Annotated in this window: 19 protein-coding genes; 12 read left to right on the top strand and 7 right to left on the bottom strand. The window is 57.1% G+C overall.

Going from position 1 to position 23,918, the window contains the following annotated elements; translation table 11 throughout:
• The first annotated feature begins 81 nt into the window (after nucleotides 1-81).
• On the top strand, nucleotides 82-804 hold the full coding sequence (locus ACFQ2F_RS03445; RefSeq protein ID WP_379085733.1) for a hypothetical protein: 723 nt from the start codon (nucleotides 82-84) through the stop codon (nucleotides 802-804).
• Nucleotides 805-868: 64 nt separating this feature from the next.
• Here ACFQ2F_RS03445 and ACFQ2F_RS03440 read toward each other — a convergent pair whose 3' ends face one another.
• Complete coding sequence (locus ACFQ2F_RS03440; protein ID WP_379085730.1) at nucleotides 869-1,279, bottom strand: hypothetical protein; 411 nt, start codon at nucleotides 1,277-1,279, stop codon at nucleotides 869-871.
• A 168-nt stretch (nucleotides 1,280-1,447) separates the two neighbouring features.
• Here ACFQ2F_RS03440 and ACFQ2F_RS03435 point away from each other — a divergent pair, with 168 nt between their 5' ends.
• From ACFQ2F_RS03435 to ACFQ2F_RS03410, 6 genes are all read left to right on the top strand, one after another.
• Nucleotides 1,448-2,101: a hypothetical protein gene (locus tag ACFQ2F_RS03435; protein WP_379085728.1), complete on the top strand. Its 654-nt coding sequence runs from the start codon at nucleotides 1,448-1,450 to the stop codon at nucleotides 2,099-2,101.
• An 86-nt stretch (nucleotides 2,102-2,187) separates the two neighbouring features.
• Nucleotides 2,188-2,493 carry a nucleotidyltransferase family protein gene (locus ACFQ2F_RS03430; protein WP_379085725.1) on the top strand — a complete coding sequence of 102 codons (306 nt, stop codon included), beginning with the start codon at nucleotides 2,188-2,190 and terminating at the stop codon, nucleotides 2,491-2,493.
• A gap of 35 nt (nucleotides 2,494-2,528) precedes the next feature.
• Nucleotides 2,529-2,855 (top strand): HepT-like ribonuclease domain-containing protein, encoded by a 327-nt coding sequence (locus tag ACFQ2F_RS03425; protein WP_379085722.1) that lies wholly within the window; start codon nucleotides 2,529-2,531, stop codon nucleotides 2,853-2,855.
• A 292-nt stretch (nucleotides 2,856-3,147) separates the two neighbouring features.
• Entirely contained in the window at nucleotides 3,148-7,299 is a 4,152-nt protein-coding gene (locus ACFQ2F_RS03420; protein WP_379085720.1) for an NACHT domain-containing protein, read from the top strand.
• Nucleotides 7,300-7,526: 227 nt separating this feature from the next.
• Nucleotides 7,527-8,864 carry a hypothetical protein gene (locus tag ACFQ2F_RS03415; RefSeq protein WP_379085717.1) on the top strand — a complete coding sequence of 446 codons (1,338 nt, stop codon included), beginning with the start codon at nucleotides 7,527-7,529 and terminating at the stop codon, nucleotides 8,862-8,864.
• A gap of 658 nt (nucleotides 8,865-9,522) precedes the next feature.
• Nucleotides 9,523-10,425, top strand: coding sequence for an ArdC family protein (locus tag ACFQ2F_RS03410; RefSeq protein ID WP_379085714.1), 903 nt, complete (start codon nucleotides 9,523-9,525; stop codon nucleotides 10,423-10,425).
• A 189-nt stretch (nucleotides 10,426-10,614) separates the two neighbouring features.
• Here ACFQ2F_RS03410 and ACFQ2F_RS03405 read toward each other — a convergent pair whose 3' ends face one another.
• The gene (locus ACFQ2F_RS03405) at nucleotides 10,615-11,364 is read right to left on the bottom strand and encodes a pentapeptide repeat-containing protein (protein WP_379085711.1); all 750 of its coding nucleotides are present in this window, start codon (nucleotides 11,362-11,364) and stop codon (nucleotides 10,615-10,617) included.
• A 549-nt stretch (nucleotides 11,365-11,913) separates the two neighbouring features.
• Between ACFQ2F_RS03405 and ACFQ2F_RS03400 the strand changes: the two genes are divergently transcribed.
• The 4 genes from ACFQ2F_RS03400 to ACFQ2F_RS03385 all read left to right on the top strand — a co-directional run bounded on the left by ACFQ2F_RS03400 (nucleotide 11,914) and on the right by ACFQ2F_RS03385 (nucleotide 16,252).
• Complete coding sequence (locus tag ACFQ2F_RS03400) at nucleotides 11,914-12,591, top strand: response regulator transcription factor (protein ID WP_379085709.1); 678 nt, start codon at nucleotides 11,914-11,916, stop codon at nucleotides 12,589-12,591.
• Nucleotides 12,592-12,603: 12 nt separating this feature from the next.
• Nucleotides 12,604-13,563, top strand: coding sequence for a sensor histidine kinase (locus ACFQ2F_RS03395; protein WP_379085706.1), 960 nt, complete (start codon nucleotides 12,604-12,606; stop codon nucleotides 13,561-13,563).
• A 238-nt stretch (nucleotides 13,564-13,801) separates the two neighbouring features.
• Nucleotides 13,802-15,151, top strand: coding sequence for an NADP-specific glutamate dehydrogenase (gene gdhA, locus ACFQ2F_RS03390; RefSeq protein ID WP_379085703.1), 1,350 nt, complete (start codon nucleotides 13,802-13,804; stop codon nucleotides 15,149-15,151).
• A gap of 18 nt (nucleotides 15,152-15,169) precedes the next feature.
• Nucleotides 15,170-16,252 (top strand): tellurite resistance/C4-dicarboxylate transporter family protein, encoded by a 1,083-nt coding sequence (locus ACFQ2F_RS03385; RefSeq protein WP_379085700.1) that lies wholly within the window; start codon nucleotides 15,170-15,172, stop codon nucleotides 16,250-16,252.
• Nucleotides 16,253-16,319: 67 nt separating this feature from the next.
• Here the strand turns inward: ACFQ2F_RS03385 and metB are convergent, their stop codons facing one another.
• The 5 genes from metB to ACFQ2F_RS03360 all read right to left on the bottom strand — a co-directional run bounded on the left by metB (nucleotide 16,320) and on the right by ACFQ2F_RS03360 (nucleotide 22,481).
• Nucleotides 16,320-17,492 (bottom strand): cystathionine gamma-synthase, encoded by a 1,173-nt coding sequence (gene metB / locus ACFQ2F_RS03380; RefSeq protein WP_379085697.1) that lies wholly within the window; start codon nucleotides 17,490-17,492, stop codon nucleotides 16,320-16,322.
• 20 nt (nucleotides 17,493-17,512) lie between these two features.
• Nucleotides 17,513-18,145: a peroxiredoxin gene (locus ACFQ2F_RS03375; RefSeq protein ID WP_069096171.1), complete on the bottom strand. Its 633-nt coding sequence runs from the start codon at nucleotides 18,143-18,145 to the stop codon at nucleotides 17,513-17,515.
• A gap of 10 nt (nucleotides 18,146-18,155) precedes the next feature.
• Nucleotides 18,156-19,907 carry an assimilatory sulfite reductase (NADPH) hemoprotein subunit gene (cysI, locus tag ACFQ2F_RS03370; RefSeq protein WP_379085694.1) on the bottom strand — a complete coding sequence of 584 codons (1,752 nt, stop codon included), beginning with the start codon at nucleotides 19,905-19,907 and terminating at the stop codon, nucleotides 18,156-18,158.
• The gene (locus tag ACFQ2F_RS03365; protein ID WP_379085691.1) at nucleotides 19,897-21,708 is read right to left on the bottom strand and encodes an assimilatory sulfite reductase (NADPH) flavoprotein subunit; all 1,812 of its coding nucleotides are present in this window, start codon (nucleotides 21,706-21,708) and stop codon (nucleotides 19,897-19,899) included. Before ACFQ2F_RS03365 ends, cysI begins: the two co-directional genes overlap by 11 nt.
• Nucleotides 21,709-21,875: 167 nt before the next feature.
• Nucleotides 21,876-22,481 (bottom strand): 5-formyltetrahydrofolate cyclo-ligase, encoded by a 606-nt coding sequence (locus tag ACFQ2F_RS03360; RefSeq protein ID WP_379085688.1) that lies wholly within the window; start codon nucleotides 22,479-22,481, stop codon nucleotides 21,876-21,878.
• 180 nt (nucleotides 22,482-22,661) lie between these two features.
• Between ACFQ2F_RS03360 and ACFQ2F_RS03355 the strand changes: the two genes are divergently transcribed.
• Complete coding sequence (locus tag ACFQ2F_RS03355) at nucleotides 22,662-23,507, top strand: LysR family transcriptional regulator (RefSeq protein ID WP_379085685.1); 846 nt, start codon at nucleotides 22,662-22,664, stop codon at nucleotides 23,505-23,507.
• Nucleotides 23,508-23,918: the final 411 nt, after the last annotated feature.

Raw genomic sequence — 23,918 nt, 5'->3', positions numbered from 1 at the left:
CAGTCGGATGTCATACATCGGACCTTACACACGGCCCGACGTCACAATGGCTAGTTGCTGCCGCGCTAATGCGCAGGCGCGTTGACCGGCCGGGCGCCGAGCCCGCACGATTCCCTGGACCATCAATCAAGGAAAGAGAGGTCTATGGAATCACCCCTTCAACAACTGACAGGCAAAGTGAAGGCGAACTTCGTCCGCATTCTTCCCCACGATGCGCGCTACCAGCGCATGACACCGACTGAGAAAAAGGACAACGACCGCCAGCCGTTGTTTCGCGGAACGATCTCGTCGCCGGAGAAGCCCGACGAGCAGTTCGAATTCGCGGTGTGGGATTATGTCGGCAAGGGCGACAAACCGTTCCTGGCAGGACCGGTGCGTCCGCTCTCGACACGGGCCGGGGTAGAGGACCACCTTGCCGCCGCCCGGATGAGCAAGGCGGAAGCTGCTCAGGTCGATCCGGAGACGGGAGAGATCGAGGGGAATCCTTACGAGCTTAATCCGAACACGATCGTTATCCGATTGAACAAGGCCAAGGTCCTGAAGTCTGAAGCAGCCGAGCTCAATGCTGAACAGGCCGAAGCCAACGACCGCCGGCCGCTTTACTGGCTCAAATGGCAGCGCGGTTCCGGTGAGAAAGAAGTACGCGGCTCCCTATGGGATCGGTCCGGCCGCTACGGCCCGTTCCTCGACGGCGCCACCCAGTATCCGCTGAGCCGCGAAGAAGCCCAGGCTCTCGCCGCACCGGATGCAAAGCCGCAGCGTAGCCGCAGAGGCAAGCAAAGCGAGGCCGAACTGTCGCGGTAGAGTGGTTTGAAATGGGGGAGGGATGGCGATACGGCGGTCTCTCCGCATCTCCATATCGCCGTGATTACATACGGGGTTCGCCTCCCTGGTCGCCATCGGGTTCGGACCTGCTCTTGTCTGCGTCCCGATCCGATGCCTCGGTCGCGTTTTCCAGATCGCGAACCATCTGCTTGCTCTCCGCTAGCGCGTTCTGAGCGGAGTAGTGCATGACTTCCAGAAGCAGCCCATCGTCGACCTGGCCCACAAGCTCCTTGAGATCATCCCAGCGTTCAGGCGGAAGCCGGTTCAGCAGTCGGTCAAGACGTTCCTTCTCCTGGGCCGCGCCGATTTCGTAAGACCCCTCCCACGACTTCCACCGCGCGAAGGCGACGAGCACCTCCTCAACGCCAGGCTCGGTATTGGCGCTGCCAGAACGCTCCGCGATCCACTTCTCAAGAATGCGCACGTCCCAGTTCTGTCGTGGCTCATCACTCATCGTCTCACCCTAGAAGCCTTCGAGCGCCCGTGCCACAGTGCAGCATCATCTTCCAGCCCGGTATTCTCGGAGGGACAATCCATGGATCCGATAGCGCGGCTGAGGCGTCTCGACCGTCGGCGCAAGCGCCTAAGCGAGTACGAAGCGCGAGTGCAAGCGGCTTTCTGGATGCCAGCTACGCGCGACCGGTTCATCGCGCGGCTGTCGAAGAAATTTCGCCAGGCGAGTGAGGACCGCAAACGGGTGCTCGACATCATCGAGGCCGATCCGACGCTGCGCCAACGACTCCGAAAAATGGAACAGGCTGAACTGGAGGGTCCAAAGGGAGCCAAGCGATCTCCCGCGTCCCCCTCGGACCGCAAGGCTGCCGGCCTCGACCGGTCGCCGGCCCGCAATGCCGAGGGTCGGGTCGCGATCACCCCAAAGCCTGTCTTAGAGAACCAGGCGCTCTACGTGGTCGGCCTGACCCGCGCCGAAAGGTTGGCCAAGGAGGCCTATCAGCGAGCCGTTTGGTACTACAAGTGGGGCGATTGGAAGCGTGACAGCGTTCCGGTGGAAGAAGTAGGCCGCCTTATAACTCGGCTGAAGCGCGACCTTATGCGCGCCAGGGCAGATCGAGCCTCGGCCCAGGAAGCCTTCGAGGAGGCTGCTCGTGTATCCGCGCCGCCAGAGACCCACCATGTTCTCTATCGCGAAGAGCTTCTCGCCTCTGTGCCGCCGGACGAGAAGGGGACGAGCGTCCGCAACGCGTTCGAGCGGTGGCTCGACGGGCGAACAGGCAAGATAGAGCCCGACCGGGTTCAGGACGAACCGCAGCTCTGAAAGTCAAGCTCAACAGTAAGAATGATGTGATCAACTTGGAGTTGCTTAATTCCAGTTCTCACTCCATAATATAAAGAAGAGAGGAGATGCTAATTTTGGACTTGCAGGAAGTAACACGCCGTATTCGCTCCCGTGAGCAGGATATACGTGGCTACGGTGCTGCAGCTCTCTTCCTATACGGTTCAACCCGCCACGGGCGTGCGGGACCCGACTCCGATGTCGATATCTTCATCGATCGCGATCCCGAGCGGCCATTCGGCTTCATGCAGTTCACCGGTCTCGAACAGTACCTCAGCGGATTGCTTGAGACCGAAGTCGATCTCTCCACCCGCACTGCGCTGCATCCCATGCTTCGCTCCACCATTGAACACGACGCAATCAGGATCCTCTGAGTGTGGTTCGCAGTGCACGCCCCCGGCTAGAGGACATGCGCGACCATATCGACTTTCTGCTGCGCGTGGCCGATGAACACAGCTTTGAGGATTTCCGCGACAGCCGCGTCCTTCGCTACGCCTGCCAATACGCTGTTCTGGTTATCGCCGAGGCCGCCAATCATCTGCCACCTGAGCTGAAGCAACGCGCACCCGAGGTTCCCTGGCCAAACATAATCTCGATTGGTCACAAGCTCCGGCATGAGTACCATCGCGTCGATCCGGAGATCATCTGGGATATCGCGATCAATCACGCGTCACAGTTACGGCGGGCTGTTCTCCGGCTACTCGCCGATGAGGCGAGCCTGGCCACTGACAGCTAGGCGGAAACGAGGGAGAAATGAGTGAGATAACCTCCGGCAACTCTGGTTATCAATCGTGAGGGACGAATTCACTGCACCAACCATTCGTAAACTAGCGGCGCGGGCGGGCTATCAATGCTCGCACCCGAACTGTCGCAGACCCACGGCAGGTCCAGCGGCTGGAAGCAATCAACCTGTAAATGTGGGCAAAGCGGCACATATCACAGCAGCCTCACCAGGAGGTCCCCGCTATGACGCTACTCTGACCCGGGAAGATCGCCGTGACCAGTCGAACGGCATGTGGATGTGTGGAGTGCATGCCGATCAAATCGACTCTGATGAAGAGCACTTCACCGTTGAACTCCTCCACAAATGGAAGAAGGAGGCAGAGGATAGAGCCTTTTTCGAGCTGACCACTGGTCGTCGCTCCCCAGTCCCCACCGATGAACTAGACCTACTTGCGATCAATGCACTGGCACTCCCGGCAACCGAAGATCTTGATTCTGTCGCCAGGCGTCTGAAGGAAGCGGCAATCGCGGATCTTGAAGCCTTTAAACGTCAACCAGGCTGGCCTGCCCATCCCATACCGCTCACTCTTCGGGTAAAGGACACCGCCGGTTACCGATCCACCACTCTTGCAACATTGGCCGCTGCTCTGACGCGATGGGATGAGTTGGCAATCGTTGCGTCTCCCGGCACAGGAAAAACAACATCATTGATTCAGCTTGCTGCTGAACTGCTGTCTCCCGATAGCAGCACCATCCCTCTCATTATCCCTCTGAGCGAGTGGGTCCTCCAACCCGACCGCTTCCTACAATCCTTATCCCATCGAGCTGCCTTCCGAGGTTTCCGTGAGGAACATTTCATGTTCGTCGCTCATCACGGCAAACTGGCGTTGCTTCTCGATGGTTGGAACGAAATAGGAGGTGACTCGCGTCTTCGTTGCCTAGCGGCACTGAAGGAGCTTAGGCGTGAGTTTCCGCTACTCGGGCTAGCAATCACCACACGCCAACAAGCACTTGACGTCCCAACGGCGGGCCGTGTGGTGCAGCTGGCCCCCCTTTCGGAAGATCAACAGCTAGAGATCGGCACAAGCCTGCGTAGAGATGAAGGCGAGCAATTGCTCGATCGAGCCTGGCGAACACCAGGCCTTCCGGACTTGATGTCTATTCCGCTCTACCTCACGGCTCTCTTGACAGAAGCGCCCGCCAGCGTGTTCCCCACAACAAAAGAGGAGATCCTTCGTCTCTTCGTCGAACGGCACGAGCGAGTAGCAGAGAAAGCCCAGATCTTTCGTTCGGAACTTCAGGATACGCATCGAGACTACCTAGGCGCCCTAGCCGCCGAAGCCACCCGCTCTGCAAACGTAGTCATTACGGAGGTCCGCTCACGCGAGGTGGTGAGGTCGGTGGGAGACGAGCTAGTTCTCTCACGTCAGATTTCAGCTGCACCCCAGCCGAACGATGTGCTCGATCTACTTGTCGATCAACATGCGTTGGTCCGCACCCCCGGCGTTAGCTCCACGATCTCTTTTCAACATCAGCAGTTTCAAGAGTGGTTTGCCTCCTTTGAGGTCGAGCGGCTCATGTCCGCATCGGCAACTGTCGATGAAGTTGCGGTAGAGACGCTACGCGTAGAAGTGCTGGACCGTCCATCGTGGGAAGAGTCAATCCTGTTTGCTTGTCAGCGTATGTCGCGCCGCGACGAGACCAGTCAAGACGCCGTTGGCCAGGCCATAATTCAGACGCTGACGATAGATCCCATGCTCGCTGCCGAGATGATTTATCACTCCGCCGAAGCCGTCTGGACCCGTGTCAAAAGCGACGTGGTGGCATTCGCTGCCAAATGGCATCACCCTGGCCGCGTCGATCGGGCTGCACGCTTTATGATAACGACGGGCCGCGCCGAATTCGAGAACCAGATCTGGCCACTTGTCAGTCACCCTGATTCCCAAGTCCATCTTAGAGCAACGCGGATCGCCCGGCGGTTCCGCCCTTCGGTCTTGGGATCAGACGCATCAACAAGACTTGCTGATCTACCAGATAAGCTCCGCGGCGATGTTGCATCCGAGATTGTTGCCAATGGCAGCACGGAGGGGATCGAACTAGTTGGGAAGTTCGCTAAATTCGAGCTCGTTCCTGAGATACTTGCCGAGATTATTCAGGCGCTCCATTTTCGCCGTGCCGACCGCTGGGTGAGCGAGTTGCTCGCCGGGGCCCCCGATGAAGTCTGGTCACTGTTAGCTCGTCACTCGTACGGACCAGAACTCGCAGGAGAAGAAGCAGCAGCACGGCTCGCCTCGGAACGAGCAAAGCAGCTGGCTGATCAGCCCAATCCACTCCTTGAACTTGAAGAAGTTCTCCTACGCGAGCATGCGGAGGGTGCCGATCAAGCTATTGCTGATATCATCTCGGCGCCGGCATTCGAATCTGAAGCAGAGCACGCTGCATCTACGATCTACCGAGCTTACGAACATCGTCCGGGCGCGGTAGTCAAAGGACTACTCGCACGCCTCGAAGGGGGGCGAGAACTGCCTTACGGCTGCTCTGACTTCTTGAGAGATGCACCCCTTGTCGATCAGGGCCCCCTGAGAGAAGCCGTTCTCAACAGGGACACTCCTAAAGAAGTGGCGTCAGCAGCCTCCAATGTTATCGGCATGAATACGGTGAGTTGTCTAATCGACCAGCTTCTCGACGCTCATGCAGCTATTGATCGGTCTTCGCCTCACTCTCACGATGAGTACCATCGGATCAGAGCCTTGATCCAAAACACCCGCATCCAGCCATTTGTCGACGCACTGCAAGAGCATGCCTCTACTACGGACACAGAGAAAATCGCTCTCTTAGCCGATCTCCTAGCTCGTCACGGCACAGACTACGACCGTAAACCCCTTCAGTTAGATGAACAGCGTCTTGAACGCCTTGTTAAAACGATCAATGAATGGGGCGAAACATTACTCTCTGATAAATCGTCTACCAGATATCAAATGGCCGAAGTGGCGACGGCGATAGAGAGACTTGCCCATCCGGACTTAGTCACGTTACTCACGCGATTGCTCACGAAAGACCTGGGTCGTTGGGATATTGAGAGGCGGGAACGCCGTGAAGCTCTCTTACGGGGAGTTGCCGGATCATCGGAAGCGGCACATTCCTGGGTCTTGCAATACGGCCGGGCTTTCGCGGCCATAGGCAACTCCGATGTGGTCAGGACCATGGAGGGCCTCTTAAGACATCCGGATTTCGGCGAGCGCGCGGCCTTTGTTCTAAAGCAAATCTCTTCCCGGAAACGTGGTCGAGAGAGGGAACCTTCAATTGGCGCCACTTGGCCGGACTACTCCCTCGTTCCAGCAAAAAGAGAAGCAAGACGCAGGAATGAGATTGAAGCCGATCCATTGGCCGAAAGCATTTTCACCGCAGTCCGAGAACTTGCCAACGCCTCCGACGAGCCGTCACAACGGCGCGCTATCGAACTCGCCAGTGTCGCCTTTAGCATGCCGTATGAGGAAAAACAGGAACTCATCTCAACCCTGCTTGACCTTCCGCTAGGTTTGATCAGCAAACAACGCTTGCTTCTCACGCTCGTCGAATCCGGAGAAATGCTTAGTGCCAATCTCATAATGCAAGGTCTTAAGGAGTTTCTCGACAAGACCAAGACCGAGTCTTGGCGTGTCGATAACAGCCCCGGACTCACCCAGTGGCTCGAGCTCCTCGCCTTCTCAGATCGTCCCGCGCTGCTCTTGGAAGGCCTAGACCTTCTCGACGATATCCATCTAGCCCCGTGGTCTCTCCGCAGCTTGGTCACTGCGCTGGCTTATGCTCCGGGAGAGGGAGAGGAGCTCCTTCTCGCACTTGCCAACAAGGACCCACGCTTCGCCGCCGAATACGAATGGACACAAGCCTTACTGAGTCGAAATACCGCTCAGGCAGTCCGAATGCTCCTAGACTTTATCCAGAATGGACCCGTAAGCAGCCGAGGTTCGAGCATCGATACCTGGCATCTGGCGCGACAGTTAGCATCCCTTGCGCGCGAGAATGAGGAAGTGCGTTTAGAGCTTCAAACACGATACGCCCAGGCAGAAGGTCCTGCGCTAGAGATTGTTGAGCGTGCATTGGCGGAGATTGCTGATAGATCTATCGTAATGATGATTGTCGGCCAGCACACCGACTTCGGCAGAAAACTGGACCGCAACCTCCGCGACGCTCTGGAGACTGTGGTCACTGCGCGCCAGCCCGTCGAGCACTGGCAAGGGGCCTTTGAAATCATCCCCGCGCCGGCTACAGAATTACGCAAGGACCTGTTCGAACTGTTATCCGGCACTCCTGAGGAACAGGAGCTTGCAAACGACTGCCTAACCTACATTGACAAGTTGCGTGACGAACACGGTAGGCCCGATCTTGAGCCCAGGCATCCAAATATTTTTTCCGGTAAGCCGTGGCCCATAGCCTTAGCTTCAGATCCATCATGACGAGATCACGAAAGTAGATGAGCTCTCAGTCGTCCGGCTGACGCCCATCACAAAAATCCTATTAAATCAACATTTTAGACGCATAATGATCGTTATGTTAAATGCCGTTCGCGCACATGCTTTCCGCGATCCATCAGTGCATAGAACGGAAATTTCTGCTGCATCCTTGCACTTTGTTGCTACGCATCATCTTGTCAGCCTGAATCATCGTCAGCCAACCTCTGCCGATGGATGCGCCAATTCCCGCGTTTGAGCTCGATAACCGTGAAATCGCAATCCTGCTTTGGGTGGGAGGATTTTTGCTGTGGAGCTTGCGCTCCAGAGATACGCGCGAGGCCGCCCTTGGGTTGGTCAGGGGATTCTTTCCAATCATCATCCTGATGTTGCTCGCCACGGCCTACACCGCCGTTTGCGTTTGGCTCCTTTATGCGATCGGCGTCTGGAGCATCAGCAACCTGAAGACCACGATCCTTTGGGGCGTAACCTTCATTCTTCTGGCCATGATGGAGGTGGTCCAGAGCGAAAAAGGTGAGAAAGCAATCCAAACGCTCGCGAAGGATGCCCTTAGTGGTGCTGCGATCGTCATCTTTATCGGCGAGTTTTACGTGCTCCCGCTTTTGCTGGAGCTCCTGCTTGTCCCGCTCATCTTCGTAAGCAGCATGCTGTTGGCGATGGCGGAGTATCGCAAAGAGTACGCCTCCCTCATCGCTCCGTTGTCGACACTGGTAGCGTTGTTTGGCCTGCTATTCATTGCCTACAGTGGCTATCGCATTTTCGCCGATCCAAGCGCCTTCTTCACACTTGAAACAGCCCGGGAGTTTGCGCTGCCGATAATTCTCTCGTTGATGTTTTTGCCGTTTCTCTATGGTCTGCTGGTTTACACAACGTACGAGAACGCATCCCAGCGATTGGATAACGCGGTTCCCGACGAGAAACTGCGACGCTACGCCTTTTGGCGTGGCCTATTTGGGTTCCGCTTGAACCTGGACTTCCTCAAGCGCTACGTCCGCAACTTGCAACTGACACCAGTTAATGATCGAGCGACCATCCGACGAATCATCGACGACCTTCGGACGCTCAAGCGACGCGAAGCGAATCCTCCGAAAGTCGAATGGTCGGAAGGCTGGTCTCCCTACAAGGCTAGAGAGTTTCTGATCGATGCAGCACTTGTGCCTGACGATTACCATCAATCGTTCGACATTTGGCGGGCTGAGGCATTTAGGCGAGAACCGGAATCCGGTAAACGCGTCGGCCACTTCCGCTACACGATACGTGGCACCGAATACGCTGCCACCCTGTTGGAGCTCCAGTTCACGATGGACCTCGTGGACGGCGAACAGCCTGACACCCATGCGTTCTGGGAGACGGCGCGGCTCCTCGCCCGGAGAGCCATAGGGGATGAAGCGAAGTCGATTTTGCAGCAGATAGTCAACGCTGAAGGGAGGGCGGAAGTGAATGGGGTCACAATCAGCTTTAGCCATGAGGTTTGGGGCAAGCCCCCACTCCAAGGCGGTGATCTCCGGATAAGCCTTCGGCACTGCGCGCATGTCGAGGAGCCTCTCTAGTCGATCGACTGAATAAAACTCCTTATGCGAGAGCCGCCCGATCCTCAGCATCCAGTTTGCGTGCGATCAAAATCAAACACTCGGCGCTGCATCAGGTCCCGCTTAGAGTAATTGGCGCGCACCGCTGCTATGGAAGTGCGGCACAACCTAGTCACACCAGTTTCGTCTCATCGGACAGGACGTTCCTCGGCAGCGGTAGGGCTCGGCGAGCCCCTCCCCGATCAATATGTCCCCTGCCCTACGACCGCTGACGGTCAGCACGCCGCAGAAGCGGCCAAAGTTGCAGCTCTTGCAGAATGCCCGGCCGATGAGCTGCTTTGAAGGCGTGCCAAGATCCTGCACACCGTCCCACGACAGCTCTGCGGCAATCGATGTCGCTTCAGTCATCGATAGATTCACGCAATTTCGCCTAACGCGGCCCTCGGCCCTCCCTAACCAGGCACTCGGCCCTTTGCTGTTTCCTGCGCCTGCCGGGCGGCTCTTTACAGATGCCGACCTTGCGCCGGGGCGCGGCCGCTTCAAGGGACAAGCCCTCGGCTTCCGGCTATCGCCGGGCCGCCGGGCCTTCAGCCCGGTTCCACGACCGCCTGCCCCCGTCGCTTTTCGCCGGCATTCGAGCCCCCGCCTGGCGGGCTCCGAAAGCGAAAGGAGCGACGTCATGTCTATATCGAGAAATCCCAACGGCCCGCGAGACCTGCACGCCGAAATCACCGACAAGCTCATCGCCGCCATCGAAGCCGATCCCGGTGAGCCACAGCTCCCCTGGCGCAAATCATCCGGTCCGCTCTCCATGCCGGTCAACGCCCAGACGGGCAACGCCTATAACGGCATCAACGTCATCGCCCTGTGGGTGGCAGCCGAGCTTCGTCACTTCACCACGCCGATCTGGGCGACCTATCGCCAATGGGCCGAGAAGGGAGCTCAAGTCCGCAAGGGCGAGAAAGCCGCCACCGTCATCTTCTACAAGGAGTATCGGGCAGACCCGGATCTTGAGGACGAGAGCGACGACCGCAGCCGTCGCGTCGCCCGAGCCTCGGCCGTCTTCAACGCCGATCAGGTGGACGGATTCTCCATACCGTCTCCCGAGCCGTCTCTTGCATCTCTTGGACCCGTAGAGCGGATCGGATCCGCCGAGAGGCTCGTTGGCGCCAGCGGCGCCAGGATCGAGCATGGCGGACAGCGTGCCTTCTACAGCCCCTCGACCGACCACATCCAGATGCCCGATGAAGGTCTCTTCTGCGGGACCGACACCATGACCCGCCATGAGGCCTATCATGGGGTCTTGCTGCACGAGCTGGTGCACTGGACCGGCGGCAAGTCCCGTCTCGATCGCCAATTCGCCAAGCGCTTCGGCACCAAGGCCTATGCGGCCGAGGAGCTGGTCGCCGAGATCGGCTCGGCCTTCCTGTGCAGCGAGCTTGGCATCACCCAGGACACCCGGCCCGACCACGCCAAATATCTTGCAAGCTGGCTCGAGCTGTTGAAGACCGACAATCGCGCCATCTTCACCGGTGCCGCGAAGGCGTCCGAAGCCGTCACATGGCTGAGAGGCCGTGGTTAGAGAATTTCGTTGCGGAGGCGGCGATCACCCACCGCGCGCCTCCCCGACCTATACTGACCATATCGTGGATATGGCTGGGAGGCCTGGCGCCGCCGGCGCAACCCGTGGAGTCTCCCCTTCACCTGCCCAAATGAACGACCTCTGATATTGCGCAAGTACGAAATAACGGACCGTGCTTCCGAGGGACAGCTACTGTGCTGTATCACCCCCAAGACCGGTAGCACTGTCGGCGCCGCTGACACCTGTTAGGACCGCGTTAGTGAGATCCGCATCCGATAGATCGGCGCCCGACAGATCTGCGCCGCTGAAATCCGTGCCGGCCAACTTCGCCCAATTTAAACGTGCGTTCTGCAGAACTGCGTCTTGGAGGCTGGCATATTGCATCGATGCACTGGTGAGATTCGCGCCTGTCAGGTTCGCTCCGTCGAGGATGGCTCCTGAGAGGTCGACGATAGCGGGCACCATGTTCTGGTTGGTGGGGTCGAAACCCAGATCAGCTTCGATCAGCTTGGCCTCGTTCAACCGCGTGTTCCGCAGTTCGCCGATGATGCGTGCATGGGATAGATCGGCGCCTGTGAGGTCAGCGCCGTTCATAATGACAGCAAACATATTGGCGGCGCGCAGGTTGGCTTCAGTTAGGTCAGCTTCCGTAAGCACGGCGCGGTTGAGATTGGCCCGTGACAGGTTAGAACCGCGAAGCTTCGCGCCGCTTAAATCAGCTGCGAATAGGTCGGCCCCTTTAAAATCAACTCCCGACAGATCCAAGCCTGTAAGATCCTTGCGGGTAAGATCAGGAACCTGTCCCGTGCCCGTCGCCGCAAGCAAATCGATCACTTGCTCACGGTCGAGATCGTCGGCGGCGACCGGAACCGATATTACCAGAATGGCCGTTAAGAGTGAGAAGCCGAACCAGATACGTCGGCTGAGGCTGGTTAACATTCGCGCGCTTGTGAGCAGCGAGGAGCTGCACGCACGACCCTGCAGCCAGAGCTCGTATCGCCAAGTCCTGTTGTTATGTCTCATGATCTCTCTTTGTCCTATGTCCTGACGAGAGGTCGGCAGATAGTGAACAAATGGAGGGTGACGCTAACGCTAGGCGGCAAATTCGCCGCTCCTTCGAGCCGTCATTCTGACGACTATGTGACACGTTGTAGGCATTTCAAGGTGGAGCCAGCCGTCCAAACAAAAATGGCCTGCTCGATGTCAGAGAACGGACATTGAGCAGGCCGAGCGTCCGATATCGCACCGGACAAGGCTAGGAAATAATCAGCTCCAATCACACTCAGCCTACGGTCTGTTGATGGGTGGCAATAAGAACCATCTGACCGTGCAAGCAGCAAAGTGCTCTCAGAAGTAGCCACCTGGGTAACGTAACCCCTCGACCTTGGGGTTTCTTGGCACCAACCTTACAAATTCTGTAATGACTTTTCGCTCGCAGGATTGATTGGTCTATCCACCTGCGTCCGATCTAAGTGCTAAGGTATTTGGATGCGTATGCTGGTTGTTGAGGATGACGAAGTAACCGCGTCCCAAATCGTAGGAGGGCTGAGCCAGGCCGGCCATTCCGTCGACGTGATCGCCGACGGACGGGATGGCCTAGTGCTCGGAATCCAGGAAGAGTACGATCTGATTATTCTGGATAGAATGCTGCCAGGTCTTGACGGTCTTTCGGTGGCGAAATCATTGCGCAGCAGCCAGATCGCGTGTCCCATCCTTTTTCTCACGGCTCTCAGCAGCATCAACGACAGGGTCCAAGGACTCGATGTAGGAGGTGACGACTACCTCGTAAAACCGTTTGCGATCTCCGAGCTTCTCGCTCGGGTCAATGCACTCGCACGCCGCCCCCCGATGCGTGCCGAAGATGATGTACTTCGAGCCGGAGATCTCGAGTTGAACACAGCCACGCGCAGCGTCACACGACAAACCAGTCGGATTGATCTCTTACCGCGAGAGTTCGCCCTTCTTGAGGTGCTTTTAAGAAACAAGGGGCGTGTCGTGACGCGAACGATGCTGCTGGAGAGCGTCTGGGGTCTTCGGTTCGAACCAAAGACCAGCGTCATAGAGACTCACATCTCCCGATTGCGAGCCAAGGTGGATCGAGCCCCCTTTTCTCCTCTGATCCGCACGGTCCGCGGTAGCGGCTATTGCGTCGACAGTGGCGAATAAGCGAAGGCAATCATGAGCGACCTATGTACCAGCATCTCGGTGTTGCTACACACGTCGGCCCTTGCCATCGCTCTTTTGCTTGGGATCCTTGGCTCGGCCGGTGTGCTCACCGCTCTGTACCTCTATTCCCGTTACAACAGACATCTGAATCGGATCACATCGACGCTCACTCGTGTCGCGGCGGGCGATTTAGGAGCACGCATCCCGATCACCACATCGAGCACCGGACTCGGCAGGACAATGACCGAGATTAACATCATGCTCGACCGGATGCATATGCTGATCCAGAACCTCAATAATTCATCGGCAGAAATCGCCCATACGCTGAAGCATCCTTTGATCCGATTGCGCGGTCAGTTGGAGCATGCGAGCAACAGCTCGGACGAGAATATTACGGACATCTTGGAAGCGTCGGTTTGCGAGATCGACTCTATGTTGAGCATGGTCGATTCCATGCTCGACATAAAACAGATCGAAGCAGGTCATTTGCGCTCACGGTTCGTGAAGACGAGCCTCCAAGGCCTGGTGAACAAGCTGATGGATGTCTACGAGCCTGTCATCCAGGATGCTGGCCAGAATCTCAACAAGGAGCTGACAGCAGGCGATGGAAACATTTTGGGCGAACCAGAACTCTTGTTCCAAATGCTCAGCAACCTCGTTGAAAATGCCATCCGGTATTGTCCGGCGGGCACAACCATCACCATTTCTCTCACCGAGAATGGCAATCGGACTGGTTGGATTATTGTCATCGCAGATGATGGACCGGGAATGAGCTCAGATGATCGAGAACAGGTCTTTACGCCCTTTTTCCGACCAGAATCCACACGTGGCGTGGCGGGGCATGGGATGGGAATACCCCTCAGTGCAGCTATTGCGAAGCTTCACGACGCCCAGCTCGAGATTGCTGATAATGAGCCCGGCCTCAAGGCTACAATAAGCCTACCCACTACGCAGCGAGCATCGCTACCGTGATGACAGCGCCAGAGCGCTCATGGCTCGCAGAGGCTATGCAAGGCCACCTACGGGATGCGGCAGTTTGGCCGCCCGACATTTACGCTCATCGCTTCGGACAACATCCCTTCACCCTCTGAACATTTTTTTGACAGTCGCGCTTATTTTTTGAGCATTTCTAGCTGCAAGCGGCCAGTGCATTGCGGTACTACTGTTTACATCCTGCCTAGAAATTACGCATTCTCATCAGAGGAGATCGATGCCTAGTCTCGACGAAAAGCTCGAACCCATTTTTGACGAGGTCTGTCGCAGGAATGCCGGAGAGCCGGAATTTCTTCAAGCTGTTCGCGAGGTACTTGAGAGCCTGGGACGGGTAGTCGCCAAACATCCCGAATACGCCAACCATGCCTTGATCGAGCGAATCTGCGAGCCTGAACGTCAGATCATTTTTCGAGTTCCTTGGACGGACGACCAAGGTCAAGTCCACATTAACCGTGGCTTTCGCGTTCAGTTTAACTCTGCCCTCGGCCCCTACAAGGGAGGGATTCGCTTCCACCCATCCGTCAATCTCGGGATCATCAAGTTTCTGGGCTTCGAACAAATCTTCAAGAATGCCCTGACGGGCTTACCGATCGGCGGCGGCAAAGGGGGATCCGATTTCTCTCCGAGAGGTCGCTCGGACTCCGAAGTCATGCGGTTCTGCCAGTCATATATGACCGAACTCTCCCGCCATATCGGGGACAAGACCGATGTGCCGGCGGGAGATATTGGAGTGGGCGGACGTGAGATTGGTTACATGTTTGGTCAATATAAGCGGCTCGCCAATCGCTACGAGGCGGGGGTTCTAACGGGCAAGGGGCTATCTTTTGGAGGCTCGCGGGCGCGGACCGAAGCCACCGGCTACGGCAATACGTATTTTGTTCAGTCGATGCTGGCCACGAAGAACGACAACTTCGACGGCAAACGCGTGGTCGTCTCTGGCTCTGGCAACGTCGCCATTTACACCATCGAGAAGGTCGAATCGCTAGGGGGAACGGTCGTTGCCTGCTCGGACTCGGGCGGCTACGTCCTGGACGCGAAGGGAATCGACCTCACGCTGCTCAAGAAGATCAAGGAGAGCCGTCGCGAACGCATCTCTGAATATGCACGCCTGAGAGGCGACCATGTCGACTACATTGCCGGCGGCTCAATCTGGGAGGTGCCTTGCGATGTCGCCATGCCCTCCGCAACCCAAAACGAACTTAGCGGTAAAGATGCCAAGATGCTCATCGAGAATGGGGTCATCGCCGTGGGCGAAGGGGCCAATATGCCATGTACGCCCGAAGCGACGCGACTCTTCAAGGAGGCCGACGTACTCTTCGGTCCGGGCAAGGCGGCAAATGCCGGCGGCGTCGCCACGTCGGCTCTCGAAATGCAGCAGAACGCTTCGCGCGATAGCTGGTCTTTCGAGCAGACGGAGATGCGGCTGGCCTCGATCATGCGGAACATCCACGACAGTTGTGCGGCCACGGCCGAAGAATACGGCGCCCCTGGCGACTATGTCCTCGGCGCCAATATCGCGGGCTTTGTGCGTGTCGCCGACGCAATGAGCTTCCTTGGCGTAATTTGAAGCACCGGCATTCGACAGATGAAGTTCTTTTGCGCTCGGATTCAACGAGCTCATCCCGACGAGTTGGAGACGCTCCATCCGGCTTATTTCGCGCTCGTCATGGCCACCGGCATCGTTTCGATCTCAATGCATCTGCACCAGGTGTCGGTTCTGCCGACGCTGCTACTGTGGCTAAACGCGGTATTCTTTGGCTCGTTGATCGTTCTGACGGCAGCCCGGGCGCTGCTTCGCCCAGGCGCCTTCATGGCCGATCTCCAAAGTCACAGTCGCGGCGTTGGCTTCTTCACTCTGGTAGCCGCATCCGCCGTTTTCGGCAGCCAATTGCTTATTCAGGCGGACGCGCCGAGCCTGGCCAGCGTATTTTGGGCTGTAGCCGCAGCTCTCTGGCTGCTGGTGACCTACGGCCTCTTCGCACTACTCACGGTCATTCCGAACAAGCCAGCACTGACCGATGGTATAAATGGGGGATGGCTCGTTAGTGTTGTCGCAGCCCAATCCCTAGCGATCCTAACGATTCTTTTGGTCGGTGCCGGAGTCGCTGACGCTTTCAGCGAACAGCTTTTCTTTGCGGCCTTGGTATTGTGGCTAGGCGGAGGCGCACTTTACCTTCTTCTGATCACTCTGATCTTCTTCCGGTACACGTTCTATCCGATGTCACCGGAAGATCTCACACCGCCCTATTGGATTAATATGGGTGCGCTGGCGATCTCCACGCTTACCGGCACACTCCTGCTGCAGGCCGCTCCAATATCACCTGTGATAGCCCAATTGATGCCGTTCATCCAGGGCGTCACGCTCTCTTTTTGGTCCGCTGGAACATGGTGGATACCGATGCTTCTGCTCCTTGGATTTTGGCGGTATGCGATCCGTGGAGTGCCCTTCGTCTACGACCCGCTTTACTGGGGCGGCGTGTTCCCCCTTGGAATGTATTCGGTGTGCACGTTTCATCTCGCACGGACATTTGACGAGCCGTTCCTACTACCGCTGTCCAAAGGATTCATGATAATCGCCGGACTTGCTTGGTGTGCGGCATTCGCCGGCTTGATCGACAGCTGGATTTCAGGATTCTCTAGGCCCACTAATTCGGGTTCTCATCCTTAAGGTCGCCTTGGAGCCGAGACGCTGGCATTAGAAAGAGTGCCCGCAAACGATGCGATCGAGCTTCTCCTCAAGCTGCTGTCCGATCTTGGATTGCGCCGAAGCCTTCTTCGAGATCTGTGATCAGATCATCAACGGCCTCAACCCCTATGGAAAGGCGGAGAAGTCCAGCGTCGATCCCGGCCGCATCGCGCGCTGACGCACCCATGCCGAGATGCGTCATGCTCGCAGGATGCGCGACCAAGCTCTCTACGCCACCAAGAGACTCCGCCAGGGTAAAAACCGAGAGATTCTCGACGAAGGGCGCAACAGCTGCGGCACCTCCTTCCAGCTCGAAGCTCAGCATAGCTCCGAACCCGCTCTGCTGACGTCCCGCGATCTTGTGCCCTGGGTGATCCGGCAAGCCCGGATAGTGGACCACAGAGACCTGCGGATGCTTGTTCAAGTAGCTGGCTATATATTTGGCGTTTGACTGTTGGCGACCCATCCTTGGGAATAAGGTTCGCAGTCCCCGTAGAGTGAGATATGAATCAAAGGGTGCACCCGTGACGCCCGTGATGTTCGCCCACGATGCCAATTCGTCGACCTCGGTAGCTTCAGCACAAACCAAAGCACCGCCGACGACATCGGAATGACCATTCAAGTATTTTGTTGTGGAGTGGATTACGTAGTCGGCGCCGAGGGAGAGCGGTCGTTGTAGCGCCGGCGTGAGAAACGTGTTGTCGACAGCGACTTTGGCGCCAACGCTTTTCGCCCGTTTTGAGACCAGCTCAATGTCCACGATCCTCATCAGGGGATTGCTCGGAGTCTCTATCAGGACCAACGCTGGATACTGCTCCATCGCAGCCGCCAGAGCTATCTCATCGGCCTGATTTACGAAGCTGACGGAGAAATGCCCTCGCTCACTTCTATTGGCCAGAAGTCGATAGGTGCCGCCGTAGCAATCGTGCGGTGCGACGACAAGCTCATCTGCCGAAAGGCGGCTGAGAAGCAGGTCGACTGCAGACATTCCAGAGCAGGTAATGATCGCTCCACTCCCTCCTTCGAGTCGAGCGATCGTGTCGGCCAGCAGGGCCCGGCTAGGATTTGCGGTCCGTGAGTAATCGTAGGGCCCACTTCTCTCGAAGCCTTCGAACGCAAACGTGCTCGACAGGTATATTGGAGGCGTGACGGCACCATAAGTCTCGTCAGTCGCAATACCATTGCCGGCAGCGACGGTTTCAGGCTTGAGATTGCGCTTCATGGCGTTTCCTATCGATGAGATCAATCCGGCAGATCGACCATACGGAGATAAGGTCTCAACGCTCGCCAGCCCTGCGGGAACAATTCTTTCGCCTGTTCATCGGTAAGCGCTGGCGAGACAATTACGGAGTCTCCCGGCTCCCAATTTACCGGGGTCGCCACTTTCGACTTGTCGCTGAGCTGGATGCTATCGATGGCGCGAATGATCTCGGCAAAATTTCGCCCTGCACTTGGTGGATAGACGAGCACCAACCGAATGCGCTTCGCGGGGTCGATGAGAAAGACCGCCCTGACGGTCACGGCGGGATCGGCCTCCGGGTGGATCATCCCGTATAGCGAGGCCACGCTCTTATCTGCGTCGGCCAGGAGCGGAAAATTGAGGGCGTGGCCCTGCGTTTCTGAAATATCCTGCTCCCAGGTCGCGTGACTGTCGAGCAGATCGACAGACAGCCCGATCGGCTTGACGTTTCGCTTATCCCACTCGGGTTTCAAACGCGCGACCTCGGCCAGTTCTGTGGTGCAGACCGGCGTAAAGTTTTTGGGATGACTAAAGAAGAGTCCCCAGGAATCTCCCAGCCACTCATGGAAACGGATCCGGCCCTCCGTGCTTTGCTGTTCGAAGTCCGGTGCGATTTGTCCCAACTCTAATGACATGGGTCTCCTTTCACTCTTGCCGGCGCGAAGTGTCCGATCCAATTCGTTGTTCAGAGAGATAGCCGGCACGCACCACGAAGTCGCCGAGATGCTCCGATGCTTCCCGCTCGGAGGCATAATGAGCAATGACGCTTGCGAGCTTTTCGAGAATGGCCTCTTCTCCGACATTCTCCAGCACCAAACGATTGAGGCGCTGACCGTGGAATCCTCCGCCGAGATAGAGGTTGTATTTGCCGGGGGCTCGACCCGTGAGACCGATATCGGAAATGTAAGGCCGCGCACAGCCATTCGGACAACCGGTCATACGGAGCGTGATAGGCTCGTCGTAGAGACCGTGGTCATCGAGAATGGACTCGATCTTTGGAATGAGCGTCGGGAGGTAGCGTTCTGCTTCCGCCATGGCTAAACCGCAAGTCGGTAGCGCCACGCAAGCCATGGAATTCAACCGCAGTCCGCTTCCACGGTTCAGGTCGGAAAGCCCATTTGCTTCAAGCAAGCGTTCGATTTCATCCCGCTCATCTTCAGAAACCTTCGCTATGATCAGGTTCTGGTTCGGCGTGACCCGGAACTCTCCCGTATGGATTTCCGCGATCTCTCGGACACCGTCTAGAAGCTTCGCCCCCTCTCGGTTGATGAGCCTGCCACTCTGAATGAAGAGCGTGAAGTGATGGAACCCATCGCTCCCATTCTGCCAGCCGAGAACGTCCCCGTTGGAGGTGAAGGTGAAGGGATGAGCCGGCGCCAGATCGAAGCCGAGTCGGGCTTCAATCTCGGATTTGATCCATTGCAGCCCTTTGTCGTCGATGGTGTATTTGAAGCGGGCGCGAGCGCGATCGGCACGATTGCCATAGTCTCGCTGGGTCGACATAACGGCTTCGATCATGGGGAGGACATCCTCTACCTCCACAAAGCCGATGACGTCCGCAAGACGAGGATATGAGTTCGGATTGCGGTCGATCCGTCCCATGCCGCCGCCAATAGCGACGTTGAAGCCGACCAGCTTGCCCTTCTCGACGATAGCGATAAACCCGAGATCCTGAGCGTAAACGTCGATGTCGTTGCTCGGTGGCAGGACGAAACCAATCTTGAACTTGCGAGGCAGATAGGTCTTTCCGTAGAGCGGCTCCTCCGGCCCACGCGGAGACAACCGTTCCTCTCCGAACCAGATCTCTCGATACGCTCCAGTCTTGGGAATGGCCCAATCGCTCGCGTTCTTCGCGATCGCGTACACCTTTGCATGAAGGTCGGACATAGACGGATTGACCGAACACATCACGCCGCGGCAATCGTCTCCACACGCCGCTTTGGTGTCGAGCAGAACCTCGTCCAGCCCTCTCATCAACGAAGGTAGATTCCGCTTCTGAACGCGGTGAAACTGGAAGGTCTGTCGGGTGGTCAGACGCAGACTCTCTCCACCGTAGTCGCGAGCTAATTTATCGAGCTTGAGCCATTGGGATGGACTGCAGACTCCGCCCGGAAGGCGCACGCGCGCCATAAAGGAGAAAGCGGGCTCCAGTCGCTGGCGCCGGCGCTCATCGCGAATGTCTCGATCATCCTGAAGATAAAGCCCATGAAACTTCATGAGCTTGGGGTCCTCGCCGGGAACGGCGGCCGTCACTGGATCAGCGAGCCCTTCCGAAATCCTTCCCCGAAGCTGGTCACTTTCAGCCTTCAAGGATTCGTCGTCGTGCAGCTTTTCCAGAGGCTGAGAGAGGTCGGCGCTACGATCCGACCGAGTGGAGCCTTCGGAGCTAGTAGACATCGATCTGATAGCGGCCATCGCTCTGCATCGCACCGAGATACTCGGCCGCCGACACATCGCTATGTCCACCCTCCTGCTTTAGAATGTCGGTGAGGGTCGCGTGAATAGCCGGAGCGAGATTTCGTCCCCCGCAAACGTAGAGGGTCGCCCCGTCTTCGAGCCAGTCGAGAACGTCCCGAGACCGTTCGGCCAAGCGGTGTTGCACATAAGCCTTGGCTGACTGGTCCCGTGAAAATGCGACATCCATCTGGCTCAGGGTTCCGTCCGCCAGCCATTGCTGCCATTCGGTCTGGTAGAGGAAATCGGTATGGAAATTCCGTTCGCCAAAGACGAGCCAAGAACGACCTGAAGATCCGCGCGCCTCGCGCTCCTGCATGAATGCGCGGAATGGTGCGACGCCTGTCCCAGCCCCCACCATGAGTATCGGCACGTCGTCCGGCGCCAAGCGAAACCGGGGGTTAGGCTGGATGTAGACGGGAAGTACGGCTTCCGTCTCACAAAGACCCGCTACGTGCCCCGTCGCGATCCCGGTGCGCTCGTCTCCGTTCAGAGGATATCTGACGGTCGCAACAGTCAGATGGACCTCGTCCGGCGCGAAAGCAGGGCTCGAAGCAATAGAATAGAGACGAGGACGCATCCGGCGCAAACCGGCGACGAAGTCGTCCGGATCGACACCAGTCGCCGGAAAACGACTAACGATATCGATAATGTGGTTCTGCTCTAAGAACGCCGCACGCTCGGACGCCTGCTCTTTGCCGCGCAAAGCATTCAGCTCTTCCGCGTCCGTAAGCTCGGCCCACTTGTTGATGAAGCGGGTGGTTCCAGATGTAAGCTCAAACCTTTCGGATAATGCGGCATCCAGACGACAGGGTTCGCCGTCGATTACGACCTCGGACTCGGCTGCCAGCCCGAGCGCTCCGATGACTCTCTCCACCAATCGAGGGTCATTGCGAGCGAACATTCCCAGCGCATCGCCAGGTTCAAATTCTAACCTTGCCCCCTCGACGGAAAGTTCAACATGTCGAGTCTCCTTGCTCGATCCACGCCCCGTCAGCACGAAATTATCGATAACACTCGCATTGAACGGATTGGACTGATCGAAAATGGCGGCGGACGCTGGGTTTGACGACGAGAGGACGTCCGCCGCCCCGCCACCGCGATAAGCTTGGTCATTCGACTTCTTAAGGCGGTCGGTGACCATTCTCATCCAGTCGGCAGCGGCATCTTCGTAGTCGACGTCACAGTCGACACGATCGACAAGGCGCATTGCGCCAAGCTGCTCAAGGCGGCGATCAAGCCGTTTGCCTGCTTCGCAATACTGATCGTAGGTGGAATCGCCGAGAGCCAGAACCGAATAGCGGAGATGAGAGAGCTCAGGCGCCTTCTTGCTCTCCAAGAACTCAAAAAAATTCAGCGCGGTCGCGGGAGGATCGCCCTCTCCATGGGTGCTCGTAACGATCAACACCTCATGCTCACTCTTGAGCTGGCGAGGCTTGTAAACCGCCATGTCTTGCATGGAGACCTTATGCCCATCTTCTCGCAGCGCATTCCCAAGCGCGGAGGCGAGCTCACGGCTATTGCCTGTCTCGCTACCGAAAAGAATCGTTACGCACCGAGACGATGCTTCGTCCTCAAGAGCTTGTTCGACCGGATGCCCGGGCTCTCGAAGCCGAGAATCTATGCCTGCGAAATAGCCGCTCAACCACAGAGACTGCTCAGGGCTCAGGCTGTTTGCCAACTCCTTGATGCGGCTCCACTGCTCTTCCGTGAGACCAAGCTTTTGAAAGTCAAAGACGCTCATGCCAACTCATCGATATCCTGAACTGGGGGCGAGTGGGATCACCCTTGCGCGGTAAACCCAAGATAGTGTCGCGCCTGCCCTGTGTCCCGACAAACGAATATAATTCGTATTTCAGTGCATTTATTTTGCTGGATTTGGGAAGTCGATCTACCGGTATCGGATGACTATCATCGTTCGAAGGATCTGATTTGGGTTTGGGTAACGATGACATCCATCGGGATGTCATGGGCTTGCGGGTAGATGGTCAGAAGCTCAGATTCGCCGTAGCCGACTCCGATGATCGCGCGGCGGTCGTGCGTAACGGCCAATGTCCGGTCGAAATACCCGCCGCCATAACCCAGCCGGTAACCAGAGGAATCAAATCCGACCAGCGGCACGATTGTGACGTCAGGAAGTACGTTTGATCCTTCGGCGGGATGGAGAATATTCCACACGCCGCGCTCAAGCGGATCCCCTTCACGCCATGTTCGGAAGTTGAGTGGTTCGTCTTTCGCTATAACGACCGGAAGGGCGGCACGAGCGCCTCTCCGAGGGAGCGAATTCAACCAAGGTCGGAGATCTGGCTCGCCCTTACATGGCCAGTATCCGCTGATCGTCAGCCCTTTTACGTCGGGCAAATACTGATTGAGCTTCTCTACGATCTGTCTGGCGTAAAAGCTCCGGATCTCCGGACTCAGATAGAGCCGCTCCTCAATGAGCCGGTTGCGTTGCGTATGCCTCCAACGCTTCAGGTCGTAAGGGGGCTGCTCCTGTTCCTCGGCCGTATCGAACATTTCCAAGTAGCAGGGAGGTGATGAAAGCCGGCTCTGTCGCATGTTCGCAAACGCTGATAGTCGCCTTTCGGCAAGGGCCTCGATTGATCATACTGGGTGCATTCCCGCCGTTCAGACAAACGAATATAATCGTTCGTTTAGTGCAGGAATTCTGCATCATATCGATTTAAGGAACGTCCCGTGGACATCGAGCTAGCGCGTACCTTCCTCGAGATTGTGCGCACCCAAAGTTTCATACGCGCCGCTGAGCAATTGAATGTCAGTCAAACGACGGTGAGCGCCCGTATCCGATCGCTGGAAGAGAAGCTTGGGAAGCGGATGTTCGTGCGCAACAAAAGTGGCGCATCCTTGACCCCGGAAGGGCAACAGTTCCTGCGCTATGCACCAACATTTCTTCAGCTCTGGGAACGGGCTCGACACCAGGTGGCCATTCCGGAAGGTCACCGCGCATCTCTCGCCGTGGGGGGCGAGCTGATCTTATGGCATCCTTGGATGCTTGAATGGCTGCACTGGATGCGCCAAGCGGCTCCGGAGATCGCCCTACGCATACAGGTGGATCTTCCAGGGTCCCTAATGGAACAAGTTACGGCCGGCGTTCTCGATCTCGCCATCATGTATGCACCGCAATATCGACCCGGCGTGAGGGTTGAGCTCCTCCTGGAAGAAAAGCTCGTCCTCGTCAGCTCCGATCCCGATATGCGTGACTGCGAACCGGAAAAATACGTTTATGTCGATTGGGGCCCGGAGTTCGCGAAGCAACACGCGATGGCTTTCCCCGAGATCAGCAATCCGCCAATCGTCGTGGGCGGACTAGGCCTGCTCGGACTGAACTACATCGTCGAGGGCGGCGGCTGCGGCTATTTCCGCAAGAGGATGGTTGAGGCGCATCTTAGCTCTGGCAAACTCCATCTCGTTCCAGGCGCTCCGAGCTTTTTCTATCCGGTCTACGCGGTCTGTTCAGCTCAAAGCGATGAGGCGCTCCTTGAGACTGCCTTAGAGGGGCTGCGACGCGTCGTCCAGGAATGAATGAGGACAACGCATTTCGCGGACAACTTGACCTTTGGCACTTTTAGAGCGGTTCCAGCGCTAGCGATATGATCGCTCAACATAGCTGCGCAGGCTCTTCATCAACCAGGAACCAGCACGCTCGTAAAGAAAGTCCCCCCGAAGATCCAGAATCGTGACGCCCACCTCCTTTTGAAGCCAATCGAGCGCCGCTAGGGCATCTTCCGACGATTCAACCGATGTCCCTATCATCTGTTCAACGGTTCTCTCTAAGCATCCATCGCCACGCATGCGACCGGACGAGTCTCTCAGAGCCGCCTGATCCTCCTGGTACCGCTCTATCAATATAGCCAATTGGTTTGTTTTCTCAGTCATGATCAAAACTGGAGCCGTATGATTGACCAGGTCAGACGCCGCTTAAGCCGTCCGCGC

The organism is Methyloligella solikamskensis (assembly GCF_042676065.1).
In the GTDB taxonomy this organism is placed as follows: domain Bacteria; phylum Pseudomonadota; class Alphaproteobacteria; order Rhizobiales; family Methyloligellaceae; genus Methyloligella; species Methyloligella solikamskensis.
Note: the sequence above shows the minus strand (reverse complement) of the source record. Positions and strands in the feature narration are given on the sequence as shown.

Bases quoted from the DNA above. Each gene is read 5' to 3' on its own strand.
- ACFQ2F_RS03440 (WP_379085730.1), bottom strand. From the start codon at position 1,279: ATGAGTGATGAGCCACGACAGAACTGGGACGTGCGCATTCTTGAGAAG.
- ACFQ2F_RS03435 (WP_379085728.1), top strand. From the start codon at position 1,448: ATGCCAGCTACGCGCGACCGGTTCATCGCGCGGCTGTCGAAGAAATTT.
- ACFQ2F_RS03430 (WP_379085725.1), top strand. From the start codon at position 2,188: ATGCTAATTTTGGACTTGCAGGAAGTAACACGCCGTATTCGCTCCCGT.
- ACFQ2F_RS03425 (WP_379085722.1), top strand. From the start codon at position 2,529: ATGCGCGACCATATCGACTTTCTGCTGCGCGTGGCCGATGAACACAGC.
- ACFQ2F_RS03415 (WP_379085717.1), top strand. From the start codon at position 7,527: ATGGATGCGCCAATTCCCGCGTTTGAGCTCGATAACCGTGAAATCGCA.
- ACFQ2F_RS03410 (WP_379085714.1), top strand. From the start codon at position 9,523: ATGTCTATATCGAGAAATCCCAACGGCCCGCGAGACCTGCACGCCGAA.
- ACFQ2F_RS03405 (WP_379085711.1), bottom strand. From the start codon at position 11,364: ATGTTAACCAGCCTCAGCCGACGTATCTGGTTCGGCTTCTCACTCTTA.
- ACFQ2F_RS03400 (WP_379085709.1), top strand. From the start codon at position 11,914: ATGCGTATGCTGGTTGTTGAGGATGACGAAGTAACCGCGTCCCAAATC.
- ACFQ2F_RS03395 (WP_379085706.1), top strand. From the start codon at position 12,604: ATGAGCGACCTATGTACCAGCATCTCGGTGTTGCTACACACGTCGGCC.
- gdhA (WP_379085703.1), top strand. From the start codon at position 13,802: ATGCCTAGTCTCGACGAAAAGCTCGAACCCATTTTTGACGAGGTCTGT.
- ACFQ2F_RS03385 (WP_379085700.1), top strand. From the start codon at position 15,170: ATGAAGTTCTTTTGCGCTCGGATTCAACGAGCTCATCCCGACGAGTTG.
- metB (WP_379085697.1), bottom strand. From the start codon at position 17,492: ATGAAGCGCAATCTCAAGCCTGAAACCGTCGCTGCCGGCAATGGTATT.
- ACFQ2F_RS03375 (WP_069096171.1), bottom strand. From the start codon at position 18,145: ATGTCATTAGAGTTGGGACAAATCGCACCGGACTTCGAACAGCAAAGC.
- cysI (WP_379085694.1), bottom strand. From the start codon at position 19,907: ATGTCTACTAGCTCCGAAGGCTCCACTCGGTCGGATCGTAGCGCCGAC.
- ACFQ2F_RS03365 (WP_379085691.1), bottom strand. From the start codon at position 21,708: ATGAGCGTCTTTGACTTTCAAAAGCTTGGTCTCACGGAAGAGCAGTGG.
- ACFQ2F_RS03360 (WP_379085688.1), bottom strand. From the start codon at position 22,481: ATGTTCGATACGGCCGAGGAACAGGAGCAGCCCCCTTACGACCTGAAG.